19 protein-coding genes are annotated in these 18,692 nt (G+C 60.7%); all 19 read right to left on the bottom strand.

The window, feature by feature from the left end; translation table 11 throughout:
• Window positions 1–4: 4 nt before the first annotated feature.
• Window positions 5–1,075: a MupA/Atu3671 family FMN-dependent luciferase-like monooxygenase gene (locus QF045_RS21460; RefSeq protein ID WP_306493922.1), complete on the bottom strand. Its 1,071-nt coding sequence runs from the start codon at window positions 1,073–1,075 to the stop codon at window positions 5–7.
• Window positions 1,059–2,363 (bottom strand): cytochrome P450, encoded by a 1,305-nt coding sequence (locus QF045_RS21455; RefSeq protein WP_306493921.1) that lies wholly within the window; start codon window positions 2,361–2,363, stop codon window positions 1,059–1,061. Before QF045_RS21455 ends, QF045_RS21460 begins: the two co-directional genes overlap by 17 nt.
• Complete coding sequence (locus QF045_RS21450; protein WP_306493920.1) at window positions 2,353–3,300, bottom strand: 3-oxoacyl-ACP synthase; 948 nt, start codon at window positions 3,298–3,300, stop codon at window positions 2,353–2,355. The genes QF045_RS21455 and QF045_RS21450 overlap by 11 nt, the downstream gene beginning before the upstream one ends.
• Window positions 3,297–4,088, bottom strand: a complete 792-nt coding sequence (locus tag QF045_RS21445) for a hypothetical protein (protein WP_306493919.1) — start codon at window positions 4,086–4,088, stop codon at window positions 3,297–3,299. The genes QF045_RS21450 and QF045_RS21445 overlap by 4 nt, the downstream gene beginning before the upstream one ends.
• Window positions 4,089–4,147: 59 nt before the next feature.
• On the bottom strand, window positions 4,148–5,266 hold the full coding sequence (locus QF045_RS21440) for an acyl-CoA dehydrogenase family protein (protein ID WP_306493918.1): 1,119 nt from the start codon (window positions 5,264–5,266) through the stop codon (window positions 4,148–4,150).
• 38 nt (window positions 5,267–5,304) lie between these two features.
• Window positions 5,305–6,291 carry a 3-oxoacyl-[acyl-carrier-protein] synthase III C-terminal domain-containing protein gene (locus tag QF045_RS21435; protein ID WP_306493917.1) on the bottom strand — a complete coding sequence of 329 codons (987 nt, stop codon included), beginning with the start codon at window positions 6,289–6,291 and terminating at the stop codon, window positions 5,305–5,307.
• Entirely contained in the window at window positions 6,275–7,096 is an 822-nt protein-coding gene (locus QF045_RS21430) for an alpha/beta fold hydrolase (protein WP_306493916.1), read from the bottom strand. Before QF045_RS21430 ends, QF045_RS21435 begins: the two co-directional genes overlap by 17 nt.
• 8 nt (window positions 7,097–7,104) lie before the next feature.
• Window positions 7,105–7,584 carry a hypothetical protein gene (locus tag QF045_RS21425; RefSeq protein ID WP_306493915.1) on the bottom strand — a complete coding sequence of 160 codons (480 nt, stop codon included), beginning with the start codon at window positions 7,582–7,584 and terminating at the stop codon, window positions 7,105–7,107.
• Window positions 7,581–8,708 (bottom strand): acyl-CoA dehydrogenase family protein, encoded by a 1,128-nt coding sequence (locus QF045_RS21420; protein WP_306493914.1) that lies wholly within the window; start codon window positions 8,706–8,708, stop codon window positions 7,581–7,583. Before QF045_RS21420 ends, QF045_RS21425 begins: the two co-directional genes overlap by 4 nt.
• Complete coding sequence (locus QF045_RS21415; protein ID WP_306493913.1) at window positions 8,705–9,109, bottom strand: VOC family protein; 405 nt, start codon at window positions 9,107–9,109, stop codon at window positions 8,705–8,707. Before QF045_RS21415 ends, QF045_RS21420 begins: the two co-directional genes overlap by 4 nt.
• A gap of 121 nt (window positions 9,110–9,230) precedes the next feature.
• Window positions 9,231–10,751, bottom strand: coding sequence for an AMP-binding protein (locus tag QF045_RS21410; RefSeq protein WP_306493912.1), 1,521 nt, complete (start codon window positions 10,749–10,751; stop codon window positions 9,231–9,233).
• Window positions 10,720–12,273 carry an AMP-binding protein gene (locus QF045_RS21405; protein WP_306493911.1) on the bottom strand — a complete coding sequence of 518 codons (1,554 nt, stop codon included), beginning with the start codon at window positions 12,271–12,273 and terminating at the stop codon, window positions 10,720–10,722. The genes QF045_RS21410 and QF045_RS21405 overlap by 32 nt, the downstream gene beginning before the upstream one ends.
• Window positions 12,274–12,528, bottom strand: coding sequence for a phosphopantetheine-binding protein (locus QF045_RS21400; protein WP_306493910.1), 255 nt, complete (start codon window positions 12,526–12,528; stop codon window positions 12,274–12,276).
• Window positions 12,506–14,116: a class I adenylate-forming enzyme family protein gene (locus tag QF045_RS21395; protein ID WP_306493909.1), complete on the bottom strand. Its 1,611-nt coding sequence runs from the start codon at window positions 14,114–14,116 to the stop codon at window positions 12,506–12,508. Before QF045_RS21395 ends, QF045_RS21400 begins: the two co-directional genes overlap by 23 nt.
• Window positions 14,113–15,033, bottom strand: coding sequence for a 3-oxoacyl-ACP synthase (locus QF045_RS21390; RefSeq protein ID WP_306493908.1), 921 nt, complete (start codon window positions 15,031–15,033; stop codon window positions 14,113–14,115). Before QF045_RS21390 ends, QF045_RS21395 begins: the two co-directional genes overlap by 4 nt.
• A 58-nt stretch (window positions 15,034–15,091) precedes the next feature.
• Window positions 15,092–15,991, bottom strand: a complete 900-nt coding sequence (locus tag QF045_RS21385; protein ID WP_306493907.1) for a hypothetical protein — start codon at window positions 15,989–15,991, stop codon at window positions 15,092–15,094.
• Window positions 15,992–16,001: 10 nt separating this feature from the next.
• On the bottom strand, window positions 16,002–17,309 hold the full coding sequence (locus QF045_RS21380; protein WP_306493906.1) for a type III PLP-dependent enzyme: 1,308 nt from the start codon (window positions 17,307–17,309) through the stop codon (window positions 16,002–16,004).
• Window positions 17,290–17,595: a hypothetical protein gene (locus tag QF045_RS21375; protein ID WP_306493905.1), complete on the bottom strand. Its 306-nt coding sequence runs from the start codon at window positions 17,593–17,595 to the stop codon at window positions 17,290–17,292. Before QF045_RS21375 ends, QF045_RS21380 begins: the two co-directional genes overlap by 20 nt.
• 156 nt (window positions 17,596–17,751) lie before the next feature.
• On the bottom strand, window positions 17,752–18,639 hold the full coding sequence (locus tag QF045_RS21370; RefSeq protein WP_306493904.1) for a LysR family transcriptional regulator: 888 nt from the start codon (window positions 18,637–18,639) through the stop codon (window positions 17,752–17,754).
• Window positions 18,640–18,692: the final 53 nt, after the last annotated feature.

Here is an 18,692-nt window from a genome sequence, read left to right as displayed (position 1 = left end):
TTTTTCACAGTAATGTCGCGAGTGTACGCAGCGTTGTTTCCACACTTTCCTGGGGCATGCCAAAGTCCACAAGCCCCGCCACTTCATCAACGCCTTCACGCTTGAGCTGTTCCAGCTGTTTGCGGCACTCTGCAGCAGAGCCGAACAAACCGTAGTGGTTGAGGTACTTTTCCACGCCCCACTTAAGCGCGTAGTCGTGCTTCTTGTCCGCGGTCTGGTGATCGTTCGCAGAGGGTGCGTTGAGGTTTTCGGACAACTGCATAAACGCACGCAGATAGCCGGTGAGGGCTGGCCGCAGGTGCGGCAGCAGCGCCTGGCGCTCTTCTCCCGCCTGGGCATGCATCATCAGCGTCACTTTGCCGCCCGCTGGGTCCAGCCCCGCCTCCTGGCGTGCAAGGCGGTAGCTGGCGCAGTTCTCCTGCAGCTGTTCGCGAGTCTGTGAGACCAAGTGCGTCAGCACATTCAGGCCGCGTTTTCCGGCCTCGTTGAATAACAACGGATTGCTTCCCGTGGTGACCCAGGCAGGTAGGGTGCTTTGGTAGGCCGGCGGCCAGGTTTGCACCTTCAGCGGTTCCGGTTGATCGGGCCTGGACAGTTCGTGACGCGTCACCGGCTCACCGCGCCACAGCGCTTGAACCTGCTCCAGCGCGCGAAAGAGCACCTCATGACGCTCACGGTAGTTGTGTGCTTGCAGGACGAAATCGTTACGTTGCCAGCCGGCGGAAAACGCCACACCCACTCGGCCGCGTGAGAGGTTATCCACCAGCGCCCATTCTTCGGCGACGCGCAACGGATCATGCAAGGGCAGCACCACGCTGCCGGCACAAATCCGGATACGTCGCGTGACGACGGCGAGTGCGGCACTGATCACCGAGGGGTTGGGAAACATCCCACCGAACGTGTGGAAATGGCGTTCAGGCGTCCAGATAGCATGAAAGTTGAGTTCATCCGCCAGCCTGGCGGTGCTCATCAGCTGTTCGTACTTCTCAGCGAAGCTGTCCCGGGCTACGTCAGCGAAGCAAAACACGCTGAGTTGCGGGATGGCATCCGGCGTCGAATCAGGCAATGCATTCATGCGCATTGGCCTCGGCTGCCGATTCAATGGTGAAGCAGATAGGCCCCCTGGGCAGCACATTCAACCCATAAAGCGGCGTGAGTGCGGCGGGCGTCGTCGAGGGTGCCAATGCGAAAAGATAATGGCTGCACAGCGTTTCAATGGCCGTGGTGAGTTGGTCCATGGCCAGTGCCATGCCTACGCAGTTGCGCTTACCGATGCTGAACGGCACAAAGTGTTCCCGTGGAATCTTTCTCCCCTGCAGAAAACGTTCTGGCCTGAAGCTCAGGGGCTCGGGCCAGTAAGCGGCATTGCGCTGGACCAGCCAGGGGGAAAACAGCACTTTGGTACCGGGCGGGATCCTCACTCCGTCGATCTCCAGCGGGCCCTGAGTGAAGCGCTCGAAGAACGCCGTAACCGGTGTGATGCGCAACGATTCCTTGACGATGGCACTGGCCAGCTCGTGTGTACCCAGACGGGACTCGTCACGGACCTGGTGCTGGTAGTGGGCGTGCTGGGAAAGGTGAGTCAGGCACCACAGCAGTGCGACCCCGGTGTTGTCCACGCTGGCCACCAGGTTACCCAGCAACATGCTGATTGCCCGTTCCCGCTCATGCGGGTGGGCGTCGACATCAAGGGCCTGGCAAAAGCGTTGCAGCATATCCGCGCCGCCTGCGCCCCCCTTGATCAATGGCCCGACCATTGACTCAAGCTCTTCACGGAATGCGACCAGGGCCGGATGTTGGCACAGCACGGCATAGTCGGCGGCCGGCGCGGCCACAATCAGTTGCAGGTAGATCCTGCGAAAGTGATCGATCAGGCTTTCAAGCTGCAGAGGGCTGAGCGCGGAACCGACAAATCCGTCGGCAACGCAGCGCAGGGCCCACTGCAGACACATTTCCTGTATCGAGTGGTTTCCTCCGATCTGGAGCCGGTCCACTAACCACTGTGCGGCGCCTTGAGTGCCCTGTTTGAGCAATGCTGATTTGGGATTGACCAACGGCGCGGTGAGTTTTCTGGCCAGGTGCCATTCTTCACCTTCCCGGGCGGTGATCAGTGATTGCCCCAGTACCAACCGCCGGGCGGTGTGGTCATTTTCGAGCTCTTTGTGAAAGCTGCTTTCGTTCTCGAGAAAAAACCGAATATGGCGGGCGCCAGCGAGCAGCAGCACGGCTTCCTGCCCTTCGCCGATCCAGACTTTGTCGCCGTGCTGGCGACAAGCGCTTTCCGCAACTTTGAGGAAGCCCAGTTGCGCGAACTTGATGGCTGACGGTTTGACGGTTGCGATGCCAGCAGGATTATCGAGCATGGGCAGTCTCCGATAAGGCGTCCGAGGTAACGGCGGCGCTACCGACCCAGCCGCCCAGGCCCACCGACAGCAGCAGGGCAGGGCGCCCGGTTTGCTCGGGGGCGTAACGATCCAGCAGCAGCAGGGGGTCTGCGGTGTAACAGTGCCCGCACTCGCCCAGCAGGTCGGTGGCGACTGCGCGATCACGGTTTTGCCGGTGACGCAGCCAGGTCTGCCAACTGAGGCGGTTGATATTGTGCGGCAGCAGCCAGGCCTGCTTGCGCAGGGTGTCGCAGTAGCCTGCCAGTGCGTGATCCACCAGCTGGTTATGGGACTGGTAGAAGCGCTTGATATCTTCGCGTGTGCCATCCAGGCCTTGCCAGAATCCGGGATGATAGAAGCACTGGATGCCCGACACCCTGCGTTGGCCACCGCCGGGTTTGAGCAGGGCGGCCACGAAACCGTCGGCAATCATCGTGCAACCGGGGATATAGCGCTCGGCAAGGTCGAAGTCGGCCAGCGTGTCGCCCGCCAGCAGCGCCACGCAACGATGCTTACCGCTTGCCAGCAAGCGTTCAGCCAGGCGCAGCCCCCAGAACACCGTGGCGCAGTTTTGCTGGTTGAGGGTCAGCAGCGGTGCATCCGCATTGATGAAGCTTGACCGTTTTCGCAAGGAGGGCAGGTTGACGCTTTGGCGCGGGGAGGGCGAGGGCAAGCCCTGCACCAGGATAACCGCATCAACCTTCTCGCCTTGCTCCAGGCTCTCGCCCAGTTGCTGCAACAACGTGTGGAAACAGCCTTCGGCGCTTTCTCCATCGGCCAGCGTAGCCGCTTGGCGCATGCCGAACAGTTGACTGAACGTACGCGCCTCCGATGGAGGCCCCCCGCGATGTGCAACGACTTGGTCCAGCTGCACTCTGGCGGGCGGAATGTAAGTGGCCAGCGAAGCGATGTTCATCGTGGACCCTCCTCGGCCGCGAAGCCGCACAGGCTGATCCCGTTCGCGGATTCGCTGATCAGCAGGTAGTCTCGTTGTGGCTCCCACAGGGTGCGCAGTGCCACGAAGGGCGCCGCGCACAGTAACTGGGGGTTCACGGCATACGAATGGGTGCTCGCATGCGCGGCTTCCAGCAACGGTGCGGGGCCGATCAGGCTCAGGCGCTCGCTGGTCAGCCCCAATTGCTCAACGGCGTGCAACAGCCACTCGGCGGACCAGTGTGTCAGCGTCGTGCGCCTGAACCCTCGGTAGCGCAGGCCGCGTTGCTGTTTGTTCAGCAGGCAGACGCAGGCATTGTTTTGCGGTTGCAGCGCCGTCATCAACGGCGACGCGTACATCAGGCTTTTCTGCTCGGCGATCAGCAAAAGGCCGTCCTCGTCTTTTCCGGCCAGGCAATCATTGATACCGTCCAGCGCGAATAGGCCGGCGTCCGGTCCGCGGTCACTGATCGCCAATGCCAGGCAGGCGCTAAGACCCAGTTGATGGATGGCGGCATTGACCACCGAGCTGCCCATATGCAGGTCGGGCGTCCAGTGCGCCATCAGCACGGTTTTCACCCGGGCCGGGTCGATCACCGTGGCCAGCCTTGGCAGCAGGACGGCGATCATGTCGCTGAAGGATGCGCGTCCCGCGCTGGTGACCCAGGCGTCTACCTGATCATCCTGTGGGCTGAGCGTCTGACCGTTGGCGCGGAAAAAATGCTGTACGTACGAGCGCCAGTGAGGGATGTCCAGGTCGTCTGCGGGCATGGCCGCTTCGGTTTGATGAAACGACTGGAAAACAATATCGGCGGGATCCAGGCAGAGTGTCACAGGCTTTGCCCCTGAGCGGCGGGTGGACGGAAGCTGTTGAGCAGATGGATATTGCTGGTGCCTTCCATGTACTCAAACGCAAAACTGTCGCGATAGCGCCTGCGCAGCATGTGATCTTCCAGCCAGTCATCGCGGTCCAGCCAATGGGGCAGGTGGCACGCGGTCTCCTCGAGCAGGCGCGTGGCGTTGCGTTTGAGCTGGCTGGTAAGTGCATGCTGGTGCTGACCGTCGCCATAGCCCTGGGCGACGTTCAGCATCTGTTGGTAGACGGCGCGATAGGTGCGCCACTGCCTTGCCGACCAACGTTTTACCGCAGCCGACACCGGGCGCACATCAAGCGCGGTGAGCAGGCCGAACGTGGTGCCCAGGGCCATGGCCGCCACCATGGGCCGATGACGTTCGAACACCAGGCTCAGGGCGTTGAGCCCCTGCAGGAGCTCGCGGCGCTCGTGCCCCAGAATATCTTCCTGCGCGACGCGGTGGTCGGTGAACGTCAGGCGCGTCAAGCCCGCACCGGCCAGGCCCAGGGTGTCCAGCGACTCACGTTGCAAGCTTGGTACGGCTTGGTCAGGGAACACCATCACCAGCCGCTGGCTTTCTCGATAGCGCGCGAACACCAGGCCTGCGCTGGCCCGCAGCGCACCGCCGATCAGCGTTTTGGTGCCGTTGAGGCGCCAGCCCTTCTCGTTGTGCGTGAGTTCAGTACTGGCGGCTCCGGCATCCGAGCCGGTCTGGGGTTCGGTGACGGCGAAGAATGTCCATGCCGGGCGTTCAGTAAAACAGGCAAAAAAACGTGCCTGCTGCTGTTCGTCGCCCAGGGTCAGGATGGCACGCGTCGTGAGCGAAGCGCCCGGCATTAACATCATGGCGCTGGCGTCCGTGCGGCTCAGGTATTCGATGATTTGCAGGTGTTGGGAATAACTCACCGTCGAAAAGGCCGGTGTCTCCCAGCAGTTGAACCGCGAGGGTATGCCAATACAGGCGACGCTTTTGAGGTCCGCGTGGTCCAGATGGGTAATCGCCTGATGAACGTCGGTTTCCGCGAGCTGTCCGGCAGCAAGGAGTCGTTCTGACAGCGCATAGAGTTGTGGATAGCGGCGGGTGATATCGCTCATAAATGTGCATTCGCGTAGAGAAAGAACTGAGCGTTAACTTAGTGGGCCCCAACGTCCGGGTATTGCTTGAGGTTGCAAAACACCGGGATTTCGTTGCCCGCCGGCACCTCCAGCAACAGCGAGGAAAAGGTCGCTCCCATTCCCACGCTGGCCAGCATCACCTTGGCGCCACGGGAAAGCTGTTGCCCACGGATAAGTGCCGCCAGGTTCAGATAGGGATCGGCACCGAAACAGTGCCCGAAGCGCGCAACGTTACGCAGGAAAACCCTGTTGCGAGGGATCTGCAGCGCGTCGGCCACTTTCTGCCAGGAGGACAGGTTGACGTTGTGCGGGGCTATCCAGTCCACGGTGTCAAGGGCGCAATCAAAATGCTCGGCGGCGTTACGCATCGCATTGCTGACGAATGCGAAATAGGCCTCGGCGAAGGCCGGGTTGGTGCGTGGCTCGTTGCCCTTGTGCTGGCTGAATTCGCCGGCTTGCTCGCTGTACCGCGCGATGACCCTGGCGCGATCGCCGGACCGGCTGAGCAGCACGGCGCAGCCGGCTTCACCCATGATGGTGGTGTCGTCCAGCAGCTCGACTTTGGGATGGAAGGCTTTTTCTCCGATCAGCATCAAGGCGTATTCCCCGTCCCTGAGACGGCTGCAGAGGTATTCCACGCCAGCCAGCGAGGTCGCACAGTGGCCCATCGTGAGGCTGCAGTACTGGGTGTCTTCGGCGAATCCGCAGCCGTCGAGCAAGGCCCTGCCGGTTTCGTGAAACGGGCGCAGGCTGGGCACCGTATGCGCATGCACCACATGGCGGATGCGCGAGACAAGGTGGGAATGAGCGGCGACGAACTGCTCCAGCAACGGGCGTATCAGATCATCCACCGTACCGGGCTGGCGCGGGAAATGCTCAAGGCCGTAGAACCGCGAAAACATCCGCACGTCCAGCGCGCTCAGCCCAAGGGGGTGGGCAACCTCGGCCAGTGATTTGCGCTGCTCGGGAATGTGCAGGGTAATGGATTCAATGTGCCCAAGCATGGGTGTTCCCTTTTGCAGTGTCAGCCTGGTTCGCGCACAGAAACCGGGCCAGTGTTTGCAGCGCCGGTTGATGCGAAAGAATGCCCAAGTGCCCTGTGTCCTCGATCATGTGCAATTGGCTGCCGGGCAACTGAGACTGGATTTGCCTGGCGTTGGCCGGACTGATTCGCTGGTCCCGCAGGCCTTGCATAATCAGCACCCGTGCCTCGCTGAACGCGTAGGGGCTGCAGGTTTGCAAGTCGGCAAACATGGGGTAGCGGCGTTGGAAGTCGGCGCCAAGCAATGGCAGGTAGTGCTCGGCCGCACGATGCAGTACGAGGTAACGCTGCAACAGGTTTGCCAATGAGGCGGGGGCATTGAGCAACGCTACCTGGTTGAGGATAAACCCCTGGCTATGGGCCATTGCCGTGATGATCCCGCCGGCCGAATGGGCTACAACACTGTCGAACGCGCCGTATCTGGCCTGCATCATCAGCAATAACGGCGGTTGGGCAGGTAATTCGCAACCGGCGGGTGTTTCGGGGTCATGGCCCAGGAGGAAGGGTGTGTACACCCGATAGCCGCAGGCGTGCAATACGCTTTGCAGCGCACACAGCATCATCGGATGACCGCCCCAACCGTGCAGCAACAGCACGCTTTTGGCCTGGGGGCTGGCGGTGTCGTTGATCAGCACCCGGCTGCGGTAGGCACCGCAGGTGACAACCTCGGTTTTCATGCGGGCCAGTTGTTGCAGTTCGGCTGAACGCATCGGCATCACGGCCGGGTTGGCCAGGCGCTGAATCAATGAAACAAGCTGGGTGTCCATAGCGCCCCCTAGGCTTGTGCGCAAAACAGCAGGTAGTGCAGCGTTGCCCGTTGGGGCGTGGCATCGGCACTCAGGCGCTGCAGCGGGTCATACAGGTAAAGCAGGCGCTGTCCGGGTTCAAGCAGCGTGCTTGCCAGCGTGCCGACGCGTTGCGGCTCGAATTGCCCGGTGCTGATGCCCCAGGTTTCGACAAAGCCTGGGCATTGGGATATCAGGCTTTGCAGCAGTGGCGTGGCGCCACGCGCGGCTGGGTGAACGCTGTGATACACCAACTGTGTGGGAAAAGGCTCGCTGACGATGCGACGACACAGCTGCACAGCGTCCATGGCGTGCAAGCGCTCGCCGCAGTCGACCTGGGGCCAGTGCTGATACCAGCGGGCCTGGGCAGTTTGCACAATGCCGGCAATAAAGTGTCGGCTGTCCAGTGTAATGGGTTCGCAGGTACTGACGATGTCCAGTTGACCCTGCAGCAGAGGGGCGAGGGTCATCGGCATTCCAGGCTGGAGGGTGGAGGGGAGAAGCTCATGCCCAGTTGGTGGACTTGCCGTGTGCCCTCGGTGTACTCAAAGGCTTTTACATCGCGAAAAGCCTGCCAGAGGGCTGTCGGAACAGGCTGTGCGCCTTTGGGGAACGCGTGGATCAGATGGCTGACAATCTCATCGGCAAGGACGACGCACGCGGTTTTGACCATGCCGGGGCTTTTGCCTGACGCCTGTTGCGCGTCCGCCCGCTGGCAGACCGTCAACGCGTCACGGTAAGCGGTACTCCAGCGCCGCTTCAGCACCGCCAGCCGTTGCGACTGGTCCGGGGTCGGTGTGACGCAGGCGTGCCACTCCTGCAAGGCGCGTCGCGCCACACCCAGGGCCAGGGCGCCGACACAGGGACGCAGTGCATCGAAGGTGGCCATCGCTGATTGCGCAAACCGCTGAGTAGGTTTCAAGTGCTGCCCAAGCAGATCCGCAGTCGGGATAAACAGATCGTCGAAATGCATCAACGCCAGGTTGGTGCCGTCAAGCCCGGTCAGCGACAGGCGCTGGCGAGTCACCGCCGGGTTTTGTGGCGAAAACACAAAGGCGTTGATGCCCAATTGTCCCGGTGCGGTGCGCGCAAACACGACGCCGGTGTCGGCGACCACGCCGTTGCCGATGAACATCTTGCTGCCGCGGATCAGGTAGCCACCGTCAACCGCCGTTGCGGTGGTTTGCATGGCCCCGGCATCACTGCCCTGGGTGGGTTCGGTCATGGCAAAACACGACCAGCACAACGCCCGTTGAAACTGGCCGAAGAATGCATCCTGCTGCTGTTCGCTGCCCAGCCCGGCCACCACATAGGCCGCCATGCTGGGGCCTGGCGCACTGAAGATGAGTGCCGGTGAAACGAAGCCAATTTGCTCGTAGAGTTCAAAGCGCGCCGCCAGGCTGACTGCCTGGTCATTGGCACAGGCCAGATAGCGTTGCGGCACGCCGAGCTGATTCAATGTCGCCGCGAACGACCACTGCCCCAGGACCTGTCGCGTATCGCCCATATGACGCAACTGGTCCGCCACCTGCTCGGCGTCTGCGCCCAGCGGGCTGGATGAGCGAGCGAACAGTTCATCGTAGATTCGATTCATAGCGGGCCCGACATGATTTCAATAATCCCGGCATCCCGGTGATAGAGGTGGCTGGAGCGATGGTGGTCATCGAACGCGTTGAATGGGCGCGTCAACACCATCCAGCCAGCCGCTTTCATGGTCTGCAGTTGCTGATCGAAGTCACTGACCTCAAAACAGATGTGGTAGGGCAGTGACGACTTGCCGGATTTGTCCAGTAGCTCGCATAACGGCCGGTTGTTTTGCGAAGGTTCTACCAACTCGATCTGGCTGTTCCCTTCAGCCGTCGCCATCAGCGTGATGAAGACTTTTTGTGCGGCCATGTATTCTCTGAATCGGACGACCACCGGGAAAAACGGTTTGACCGCAGCAGCCGTTGCATCGCTGTCGCACACCACATAACCGATATGACTGAAACGCATCGCGCCGCCCTTTATCCTTGAAGAGAGTGTTTGACGCCGGCACCTGTGCGGTACCGGCTTACAGCGTGGCGAGCATTTTCGCCGGCATGGCGCAAAGTTTTTTATATGTGCTTGCAGCCCATCATCCCGTAACCCCCGGCGCTGCCTTGTGCGCCTGTACCAGTTGCTGGCGATCGATCTTGCCGTGCAACGTGACGGGGAAGGTCTGACAAAAGAACAGGGACTTGGGGATCATGTAGCCCGGCAATTGCTCCGCCAGGAACTGGCGCAGGGCTTCGCGGTGAGGCGCACTGTCGTCATGCAGCTGTATGAACAGTTGCAGGTCGATGACCTTGCCTTCTTCTCTGATCGGAACGGCGCAACACTGGATCACCTGCGGGTAGCGACACACGCTGCTTTCGATTTCGCCCAGTTCCACCCGATTGCCGTTCAGCTTCAGTTGGTTGTCATCCCTGCCGTGGATAAACAGCGACTGATCGTCATCCACAAAACCGCGGTCGCCCGTGGCGTAGTAACGTCCGAATGTGTCATGGCTGAAGGCGTTGTTACGCGGGTCGTCCTCCGGCTGGTAGCCCAGTGCAACTTGCGGGCCGTACAAACGCACTTCACCCATTTCTCCAGGCGGCAGGCTGCGGCCATCGGCGTCCACGATCCTGACCTGGGTCAACCCGCAGGGTCTGCCAAGCGACAGCAGGCCTGCATTGTGTTCGGGCGGCTGGCCCAGCGCGAACGTATGCGTCATGCCGGTGGTTTCGGTAGGGCCATATCCGTGCATCACTTCAAGGCCTGGAAAGCGGGCCTGCAACTGCGTCACCAGGCCCAGTGCGGCGCGCTCGCCGGCCATGAAGAACCGCTTGAGGTCAGGAAACTGTTCGCGCCCGAACAACGGGTCCTTCAACATCAGATCGACAAAGCTCGGCGTGGAAAACCAACTGGTGACAGGGCATTGCGGGTAACGCGACATCAAACGAATATTCTGCCTGGGCAGCATATTGTGGCGGTGATCGAGCATCAGCAGCGCTCGGCCCGCGCACAGCACCGGGAAGAGATCGAGCAAGCCCATGTCGAAGGAGAAACAGGCGTGGCTCACATGGCACCCCTGTGCAATCCCGTCGCTGATCATCGGGCTGTACCACGTGGAGAATGCGGCGAAGTTCTCATAGCTGACCACCACGCCTTTGGGTTCACCGGTACTGCCGGAGGTGGGAAGAATATAAAAGGCCGGCTGGGTCAGTTCAGGCTCGAGCGGCAGTGTCGCCGGGTCGCCATTGTCCAGGGATGACGTGACCCATTGTGGCCAGCGATCCAGGCCTTCCAGCCGTTGCGGCGTCGCAGTGACGATCACCTCGGCGCGGATCAGGTCGGCAATTTTTTCAACCCGCGCAACCGGGTTGGACTGGTCGACGAAGGTGAAGCAGCTTCCCTGGCTGATACACGCCAGCATGGCCGCTACCGCATCTTGTTGCTTATGCCCATGGACCAGCACGTTGCGGCCTGCCCAGGGGGCGAGTGCACGGGCAATCGCGGCCGTGCGCAGGCCCAGTTCCGCGAAGCTGTAGCTGCCCTCCTGGTTGATCAGCGCGACAGTCGGGTGCTGATTTTTGAGGCGCTCAAACAGCGGTTTGATTTGCGATGAAAACATATCTCTCTCCATGGTCCTTCGCCAATTGCCAGGCAACCGAGCGATCCAGTTTGCCGTTGTGATTCAGTACGGTGCGCGGGGTGCTGTACCAGTAACGTGGAATGGCCCACGGGGGGAAATGGGCTTGCATGGCAGTGCCCAGTTGCGACAGATCACCGCCCGCATTGAGGATGACGCAGGCCTGGATCGCCTCAGCGTTGCCCTTGCGCCAATACGGCTCGACCACCACATCGGCGACCAGGTTACGGTCACGCAGGAAATGCTCGATTTCGTGCAGGTCAATACGGTGGCCCTGAACCTTGACCTCGGCGTCTTCGCGCCCAAGGAAGTAAAACCAGTGGCCATCAAACAGTCCGATATCCCCGGTGGCGTAAGTGGCGTGCCCCGCCTGTCGACTGAAATTGGCCTGGCGCGCGGGCGTCGCATTGAGGTAACCGAGGCCGACGCACGCGCCGCTGATCAATATCTGTCCGCGACCCGAAGCGTCCAGCGGATGGGCCAGGCGCAATGCCGCGCCCGGGCGGGCGCGCCCAATCGGCAGCGGCAATGACGACGCCACCATCTCCACAGTGATCAGCACCTGCGAGGCCGCCACGGTGCATTCAGTGGGGCCATACGTATTGATCACCTCGCAACCTGGGAAGCGTGCCCATAACTGCGTGACGATCTCTTTAGGCAGCGTTTCACCGCAGAAGATAAACCGGCGCAGCTGTGCAAGCGTTCCGGCGTTGAAGGTCGGATCCAGCAGGTAGAGACGCACCATCGACGGCGTGGAGACCCAGCAGGTCAGCGCCATGTGCGCGTGCTGGGCAATCATCTTGCGGGTGTTGATCAACTCTCGATGGTCGAGTACCGACAGCGGTTGCACAAATGTCCAGGCGAGCCAGATTTCAAACAGGCAGACATCGAAGCAATACCGCACATTGCCGGTGACAGCCCCCTCCAGGGCAAAATCGTTGCGCACCCAGGACACGAAATCAGCCAGGTTGGACAGGCTGATCTGAATGCCCTTGGGCTCCCCGGTGGTGCCTGAGGAAAACATGATGTAGGCCAGCGGGGCGATGACCGCGTCGTCGAGCCGTCGGCGGGTGGCGTCGAGCAACTGCCGCAGTGCCGCTTGATCATGGTGCAGCCAGGGCAGGTCAGCGAGGGCGACCACCCGGGCATCGGCCGCGAACAGCGCAGGGCCGTCCGTGTTCAGGATCAGGCTTGCGCCGACAGTGCGGGCAATTCGTTCCAGGCGCTCAGGTGCGTTGTCCGACTCCACCGGCACGATGGGACAGCCGCACAGCAGGCAGGCCCACCAGGCGGCTAGAAAATCGAAAGACTTATGGCCATACACCAGAACCGGCGCCATGGGGAGTTCGCCATGGGCATGCTGGCGCATTATTTCATGCGCGATATCCTGCGCCCGCTGGCTCAGCGCCGCGTAGCTGTGCGTCACTGACTGGTGGTGCCAGGCGGCAGCGGGTTGAACCCCAAAGCGCATGAACACGCTTATGAGCGCAGACCAGGCGTCCATTCATGCCGCCCGGCTGGCGAGTTGCAGCTCAATGAAATTGGACAGACTGCCCACGGTTTCGAAGTGCTGGAATTCCAGCGTGGCCGGGTCGAGGACCAGGTCCTCGATACTTTCCTCAAGGTACATGATCAGTTCGATGTACAAGCCGCTCTCAAACCCCAGGTCGCGCTCCAGATGGGTTGCGGCATTGAGTTCCGAGAGGTTTGAGGTTTCCAGGACCAGTCCGATGGCTTCAATGATGGTTGGCGTATACATGGTGGCTCCCCGTTTGTTGTGTGCAGCCGACGTTAAGGTTGTTTTCGCGGCGCGGCATAAGGGTGGATAGCTGGCCACGGTCAACTTTGCCGTTGTTGTTCCTGGGTAATGCTTGGCTGAAGTAATAGCGATGGGGCCGCTTGTAGGCTTCCAGGTGGGTTTGGCAGAACGCTTTGAGCGACGCTTCATCGAGGGGCGCGACGCATTCGATACACGCGACTATTTCGTCGCCATGGACCGGATGGGCAATGCCAATCACCGCGACCTGGAGTACGCCAGGCATACGCTTGAGCACGCCTTCGACTTCCCGGGGCGCGACCTTTTCGCCGTTGGTCTTGAGGATGTCATCGCTGCGCGAAAGGAAGTAAAGCAAGCCTTGTTCATCCAGCCGGCAAATGTCGCCGGTGTAGAGAAGCGACTCACCGTGCAACGGTCCGGGGCGCAGCTTTTTCGCGGTTTGCTCCGGGTTGCGCCAGTAGCCGCGCATCACGGTCGCGCCACGAATGACCAGCTCGCCAGTGGCATTGCTGCGGTGTGCAACACCGTCATCATCCACCACCCACAGCTCGGTATTGGGGATGGCGTAGCCCACGCTGTCCTTGTGTTGTGACAACAACGCCGGAGGCAGCCAGGTGCAGCGATGGCACTCGGTCAGCCCGTACATGGAGTAGATCTGGGCTTGCGGGAACAGCGAGATCAGCAGATCGATATCGCTGGGGTGCAGGGCCGCGGCCGTATTGGTGATTTTGCGCAGGCTGGAAAAATCGTAGCGCTTGGCCAGGGGCGCGATGATCGCCAGCAGCGTGGGAACAATCGGCAGCACAGTCGCTTTGTGCTTCACCAGTTGTTTGAGCGCAAACAGCGGGCGGCTGAAATCCTTTTCGATAATCAGCGTTGCGCCGACTTTGGCCGTCATGATCGCTTGGTACAGCCCATAGTCGAAGCTCATGGGAATCGTGCAAAAGATCCGGTCAGCGGCGCTCAACTGCAGGTAAGTGGCAACGGAGTCCGCCGCGCTGAGCATATTGCGCTGGGTCAGCATCACGCCCTTGGGATCGCCCGTCGAACCCGAGGTGTAGATCAGGCAAGCCAGGTCAATGTCCAACGCACCTTGCCAATGCGAAGGCTGCGCCGGCGGGAACAGCGCTATCTGCTGCAGGGACAGGGGTGAAGAGCCGCACGCTGGCGCGCTGAGTGGCTGATCGAACAGGACGTGTACGTCACGCTCGCCAAGCGTTTCAGCCAGCGCCGTGGCTTGCCCGGCCTGCGCGATCAGCAGGTGTGACTCTGCGTTATCGAGTAACCAGCCGACCCGTGCCAACGGCGTATCCGGATTGACCGGCACGAACACCGCCTGCAGGTATTGCACGGCCCAGAAGCAGACGACGAAATCCACCCCGTTCGGCAGCCACACCAGTACGCGATCGCCGCGATCGACCTGCTGCTGGGCCAAGTATGTGGCGGTGTTGATTACGCGCTGATAAAGGGCGGCCCACGTCACGGCCTGCTCACCCTCGATCAGCGCGACTTTTTCGGGGAACCGCTCTGCAGCCTGCACCAGCCACTGGGTCAAATGGTTCGTGCTCATGTCTGCTCCTCTGGATTCATTTCAAGAACGATGGCGGCAAACGTGCCCGCAATGCCGGACGCTACGGCCAGAATAGGGTGAACGGCGACAGCCTTGTCGCGCTGCGCCAGCAGGCTTTGCAGGTTGAGGAACGCGTCGCTGCAAAAGCAGTGTCCCAATTGGTAGAGATGGCGGCGGTAAATGATGTCGCGGGCGAAAGCGGCGCCGTCGGCAATCCTGTCGAAGGTGGGTGGGCTGATGTGGTAGGGGATCAGCGTGCGCAGTTCGTCAGGACGACGCCCCGCTTGTTGCAATACGGTTTGCACGGTCTCGAGCATCGTCGGGATAAACGCGTGGTCATAGGCGTTTTCACTGGCACGATCCGTCGAGTGGGTGCGCGTCGCGTAGGCGGCCAGTTGCTGAACATGCAGGGCACCCACGCGCACGGCGCCAGGGATCGGCTGCGCGCTGACCAATGTGGCGCAGAAGGCTTCGCCGAAATAGCCATTCTGATCAACGTACTGCACGGTGTCGTGGAAGCACTTTTCTCCGGTGATCAACAGGCCGCAGACGTCTTCCTGCCTGGCCTGGGCCGCAGAAAGCTTAGCGTCGAGAAACTTCAGCCCCACCAGTGCCGAGGCACATGAAGCCTGGGAGACAGAGAAAAACTCAACCTGCGGTCGATCCATGAACCGACGTATCTCATCGGCCAGGTCGCAGCCAAGGTCAAACGGGCTGGGGCAATTGAGCGAGTGTGCCCAGGCCACATAGCCAATGCGCCCGAACAGCACCGGGTCGCACTCGGCGCGCAGTCGCTGCAGCAGCTTCATGATCAACTCAGGCAAGGTCTCGTGCGCAAACAGGCTGGCCGACTCCATGCGATGGAAGCGTCCAAAAATCTTGGTGTTTCGCTCACCCCAGGCATACTTTTGTGCCATGGCGGGAAGCGCAGTAAGGTGCTCGGCGACCAGGCTGGTTATCGTGTGGATATACACGTCAGGCCCCCGCCACAAAGCCCGCGCAGGCCAGGGACTCACCCTCCGGCAGCATCAGCAGGATACGCAGGTGGGTCGGTGCCAGTTGGGCCAGCCGCGCCCAGGGCGCGCAGGACAGTAATGACTCGTCCCAGCTCTCGATGCGATGAGCAGCCAACGGCGCGTGCTGGCGCAATTGTTCGGCAAAGCCCGGCGTGGTCAGGATCAGCAGGGGCAACAAGTCTTCCGTGGAGGTAAACATATCCAGAATGGGCAGCAGGGTATCCAATGCCTGAGGGAAGGCCACTTTGCGATAGTGCTTGAACGCGATGCCCGCGCGGGGTTCGGCGGCGGGGCCGCTCGGCAGGCTGCGCAACATCACCACACAGGCGCTGGGCTCCGGGTTCAGGCGGGCGAGGGCAGGGCTGTCATACAGGATGGCGTCCTGGTCTGCGATCAGCAGCAGGGCCTTTTTTTCGCGGTCGCTATGGATCCCGCCATCGAGGTAATCCTCAATGACTTGCAATGCCAGAAACGGGCTGCTCAAGCCGTGATCGCTGATGGCAATACCAAAGGCGTCGTGGCAGCCCGTCTCATGGATGATGGCATTGGTCACCGAACAACCGACCTCAACGTCCGGCGTCCAGTGGGTGAGCACCAGCAGGTCCAGGTCATCGAGTCGAACCTGGTTTTGCAGCGCTGCGACCACCTGCTTGAGCATAACCCTGAACGCCTGGTTTTGTGAGGCATACCAGCGCCGTGCATGCTGTTCCTGTGCCCGTTCCTCACGCCCATGCGAATCGAAAAAGCCGTTGACGAAGTCCGTCACCAGTTTCATTTGAGCGCCGTCCGGGGCAGGCGCATCGTCTTGCCGCTCGAACTGGCGCCAGCGGATGTGAGAAGTCGTGAATTCCAGCGACATGGCGACTCCTTCAGGCGTTGGGCAGAGGCAAACGCTGGCACACCTGCGGCGCCAACAGAGTGTCCACGCTGTCTGCGGTGCGGATCAGGAAAGCCTGATCGCGCTCGACAAGCACTTCCGCCGGGTGACCGAAGCTCAAGAAACCCACCGGCGACGCACTGGCCCCATAGGCACCGGAATGCCCGATACCGATCAGATCGCCCGAGCGAAGCTCGTCGAGCATCACGTTCTCGCCCAGCAAGTCGGTGGGCGTGCACAGGGGACCGGTCACTTGATAACGACGCTGGGCGTTCTGCCGGGATGGGCCAAGACGCGCCATCGGGAAGTTACGGCGGATCAGGGAGTTGATGCCGGCCGCACTGCCGTGACAGTTGGCACCGCCATCGCACACGGCAAACCACTCGTCTCGGGACGGTTTGAGGTAGTTGATCCGCGTGACGAAGATACCCGCGCGCGCAATCAGGAAGCGGCCCAGTTCGATCACGATTTTGCATTGTGGAAAACGTCGGCGGTAATCGTCGACTACCGGCATCAACGCTTCACCCAGGGCGGCCAGGTCGAGTGCTTTTTCCTTGTCGAAGTAGCGCACGCCGAAGCCGCCACCCACATCGACAAACTCGAAGTTCACGCCATGGGTCTGCTGCAGCGTGGCGGCCAATGCCAGGATGTTCTGCGTGTTGTTGGCCAGGGCCTGCCAGTCAAGAATGCGCGTGCCCAGATAAATATGGATACCTGCCAGTCGCAGGTGCCCCAGTTGTGCAAGTACGCCGAATGCCTGCGGCAGCAGCTGTTCATCGATACCGAACTGCCGGGGTTTGCCGCTCATTACCAGCTTGGCTTTTTCGCCGGTGAAATCGGGGTTGATGCGCAGGGCGATACGCTGAGTGACTTCCAGGCCTGCGGCAATATCATTGAGCAGAAGCATTTCTTCAATGGATTCCACCACCACGGCTTTAATGCCGGCGATGCAACATTGCGTTAACTCGTTGATATGCTTTCCCGGCCCGACAAAGATGATTTCGTTCGGTGGCACACCTTGGCGCAGTGCAATTTCAAGTTCCGCCAGAGAGCATACTTCGCAGCCCGTGCCGGCCTGATGCAATAACCCCACCAGTGCCTTATTCGGGTTGGCCTTCAGCGAGTAGAAGTAATCAATGTCTTGGGGGAGCCTGCGTTTAAGTTCTGCAAAATCGGTTCTTATTTGTGTGGCGCTGTACGCATAGAAAGGCGTGGGTACTTTATCGGCCAGCAAGTGATAAGGAATGTCTTCAATCTTGTCGGTGTGGATGTAGTGACTATCAGGAGCAAAAGCTGACATGGCTGAATTTCCCGTTCAATAACGACTCGATGCGATTGATGTCTTTGAAGTTGTCGAACAGGTCGTCATCGAGAACGTCGAAAAAACTCTCGGCGTCGCCGGCTGTGTTGTCGATCCGCTCACCAATGGCTGAAATAAGCCCAACTAAATGCACAGAATCCAGTAGCCCCTGCGGACCATACATTTCTGCACCGTCGTTGATAGACGTCAACTTGTCCTGGGCAATGCCTATGTCTTTGAGCGATGCGAGAATAAAAGCCCGAGCTGTTGTAGGTGAGTTGCTCATGAATGTGATAACCCTTTAAACGTCGTAGGCGTGATCATATACATGGCATTTGGCCGGATTTGCTTCAAATTGCAACGGCACTCGCCGCTTGCTCTTTATTCAACTAAGGCGTGTGCGGGCGGTGTAGCCTCGAGTTTTTTCCTGCACTACACGCAACTAAGCACTGGCCAGCCGCTCACTCAGGAGGTCGAAACAGCGCTGCGCTGCCGGGCTCAATGCCATCGCGCTGCGACTGATCAAGCCAATTTCCCTGTTCACCCCGGGATGATCGATGTTGATCCGCTTCAACCCCTGGAGGCTGTCCGCCGCCGATTCCGGCAGCACGCTGATCCCCAACCCCTGGCGCACCAGTGCCAGCACCGTGGACATGTAGTTGGCCTCCATGCCCGCATTCAGCGTCAACCGCGTCTCATCAAACAGCGTATCCACTTGCTCGCGCACGCTGCTGTCGCGCCCGGTGAGGATGATCGGCTGGTCGGCCAGTTGGGCCAGGCTCAGCTGCCGATGGTGGGCGAGGGGGTGATCCAGCGGCACGAACGCACACAGGCGATCATTGAGCACCGGCACAAAATCCAGGCCGTGGCTCAGGCGCGCACGTACGCCGATGCCGAAGTCCACCTCGCCGGACCGCACCTGGGCATGGATGCGGTGGGCCACCAGGTCGTGCAAGCGCACTTCGATTCCGGCGAAGCGTTCACGGAACAGACGCAACACCGGCGGCAGGCTGCCGGCGCATACCGAGGGCAGGGCGGCAATGGTCACGACGCCACGGCGCAGGGCCGCGAGGTCACGCGAGCCGGTGACGATGTTGTCCAGGTCCAGCAGCAGTTTTTCCATGGGGCCACGGGCATCCTGGCCGGCGGCGGTGATGGTCACATGACGAGGGCTGCGGTCGAGCAGGGCAACGCCCAGCCAGTCTTCCAATTGTTGAACCTGCACGGTCAGCGCCGAGGGGGACAGGTTCAGCTCGTTGGCGGCCTTGGTGAAGCTGCCCGTGCGAGCGACGGCGAGGAACGCCTGAATGTGTTGGATGCTGTTTTTCATAACGGCAGCTTCATTTTGTTTTTCCGAATGCGGGTGCCTGAATATTCCAATTT

Origin of the sequence: Pseudomonas sp. W4I3 (assembly GCF_030816195.1) — a bacterium.
In the GTDB taxonomy this organism is placed as follows: domain Bacteria; phylum Pseudomonadota; class Gammaproteobacteria; order Pseudomonadales; family Pseudomonadaceae; genus Aquipseudomonas.
The sequence above is the reverse complement of the archived record's forward strand: the minus strand, read 5'-3'. Positions and strand labels throughout refer to the sequence as shown.

What these genes read in the sequence shown, in the direction of transcription:
- QF045_RS21405 (WP_306493911.1), bottom strand. Translation starts at nt 12,273, where the DNA reads ATGGACGCCTGGTCTGCGCTCATAAGCGTGTTCATGCGCTTTGGGGTT.
- QF045_RS21435 (WP_306493917.1), bottom strand. Translation starts at nt 6,291, where the DNA reads ATGCTTGGGCACATTGAATCCATTACCCTGCACATTCCCGAGCAGCGC.
- QF045_RS21390 (WP_306493908.1), bottom strand. Translation starts at nt 15,033, where the DNA reads ATGGCACAAAAGTATGCCTGGGGTGAGCGAAACACCAAGATTTTTGGA.
- QF045_RS21425 (WP_306493915.1), bottom strand. Translation starts at nt 7,584, where the DNA reads ATGACCCTCGCCCCTCTGCTGCAGGGTCAACTGGACATCGTCAGTACC.
- QF045_RS21415 (WP_306493913.1), bottom strand. Translation starts at nt 9,109, where the DNA reads ATGCGTTTCAGTCATATCGGTTATGTGGTGTGCGACAGCGATGCAACG.
- QF045_RS21450 (WP_306493920.1), bottom strand. Translation starts at nt 3,300, where the DNA reads ATGAACATCGCTTCGCTGGCCACTTACATTCCGCCCGCCAGAGTGCAG.
- QF045_RS21440 (WP_306493918.1), bottom strand. Translation starts at nt 5,266, where the DNA reads ATGAGCGATATCACCCGCCGCTATCCACAACTCTATGCGCTGTCAGAA.
- QF045_RS21455 (WP_306493921.1), bottom strand. Translation starts at nt 2,363, where the DNA reads ATGCTCGATAATCCTGCTGGCATCGCAACCGTCAAACCGTCAGCCATC.
- QF045_RS21380 (WP_306493906.1), bottom strand. Translation starts at nt 17,309, where the DNA reads ATGTCAGCTTTTGCTCCTGATAGTCACTACATCCACACCGACAAGATT.
- QF045_RS21430 (WP_306493916.1), bottom strand. Translation starts at nt 7,096, where the DNA reads ATGGACACCCAGCTTGTTTCATTGATTCAGCGCCTGGCCAACCCGGCC.
- QF045_RS21370 (WP_306493904.1), bottom strand. Translation starts at nt 18,639, where the DNA reads ATGAAAAACAGCATCCAACACATTCAGGCGTTCCTCGCCGTCGCTCGC.
- QF045_RS21400 (WP_306493910.1), bottom strand. Translation starts at nt 12,528, where the DNA reads ATGTATACGCCAACCATCATTGAAGCCATCGGACTGGTCCTGGAAACC.
- QF045_RS21410 (WP_306493912.1), bottom strand. Translation starts at nt 10,751, where the DNA reads ATGTTTTCATCGCAAATCAAACCGCTGTTTGAGCGCCTCAAAAATCAG.
- QF045_RS21445 (WP_306493919.1), bottom strand. Translation starts at nt 4,088, where the DNA reads ATGCCCGCAGACGACCTGGACATCCCTCACTGGCGCTCGTACGTACAG.
- QF045_RS21375 (WP_306493905.1), bottom strand. Translation starts at nt 17,595, where the DNA reads ATGAGCAACTCACCTACAACAGCTCGGGCTTTTATTCTCGCATCGCTC.
- QF045_RS21420 (WP_306493914.1), bottom strand. Translation starts at nt 8,708, where the DNA reads ATGAATCGAATCTACGATGAACTGTTCGCTCGCTCATCCAGCCCGCTG.
- QF045_RS21385 (WP_306493907.1), bottom strand. Translation starts at nt 15,991, where the DNA reads ATGTCGCTGGAATTCACGACTTCTCACATCCGCTGGCGCCAGTTCGAG.
- QF045_RS21395 (WP_306493909.1), bottom strand. Translation starts at nt 14,116, where the DNA reads ATGAGCACGAACCATTTGACCCAGTGGCTGGTGCAGGCTGCAGAGCGG.
- QF045_RS21460 (WP_306493922.1), bottom strand. Translation starts at nt 1,075, where the DNA reads ATGAATGCATTGCCTGATTCGACGCCGGATGCCATCCCGCAACTCAGC.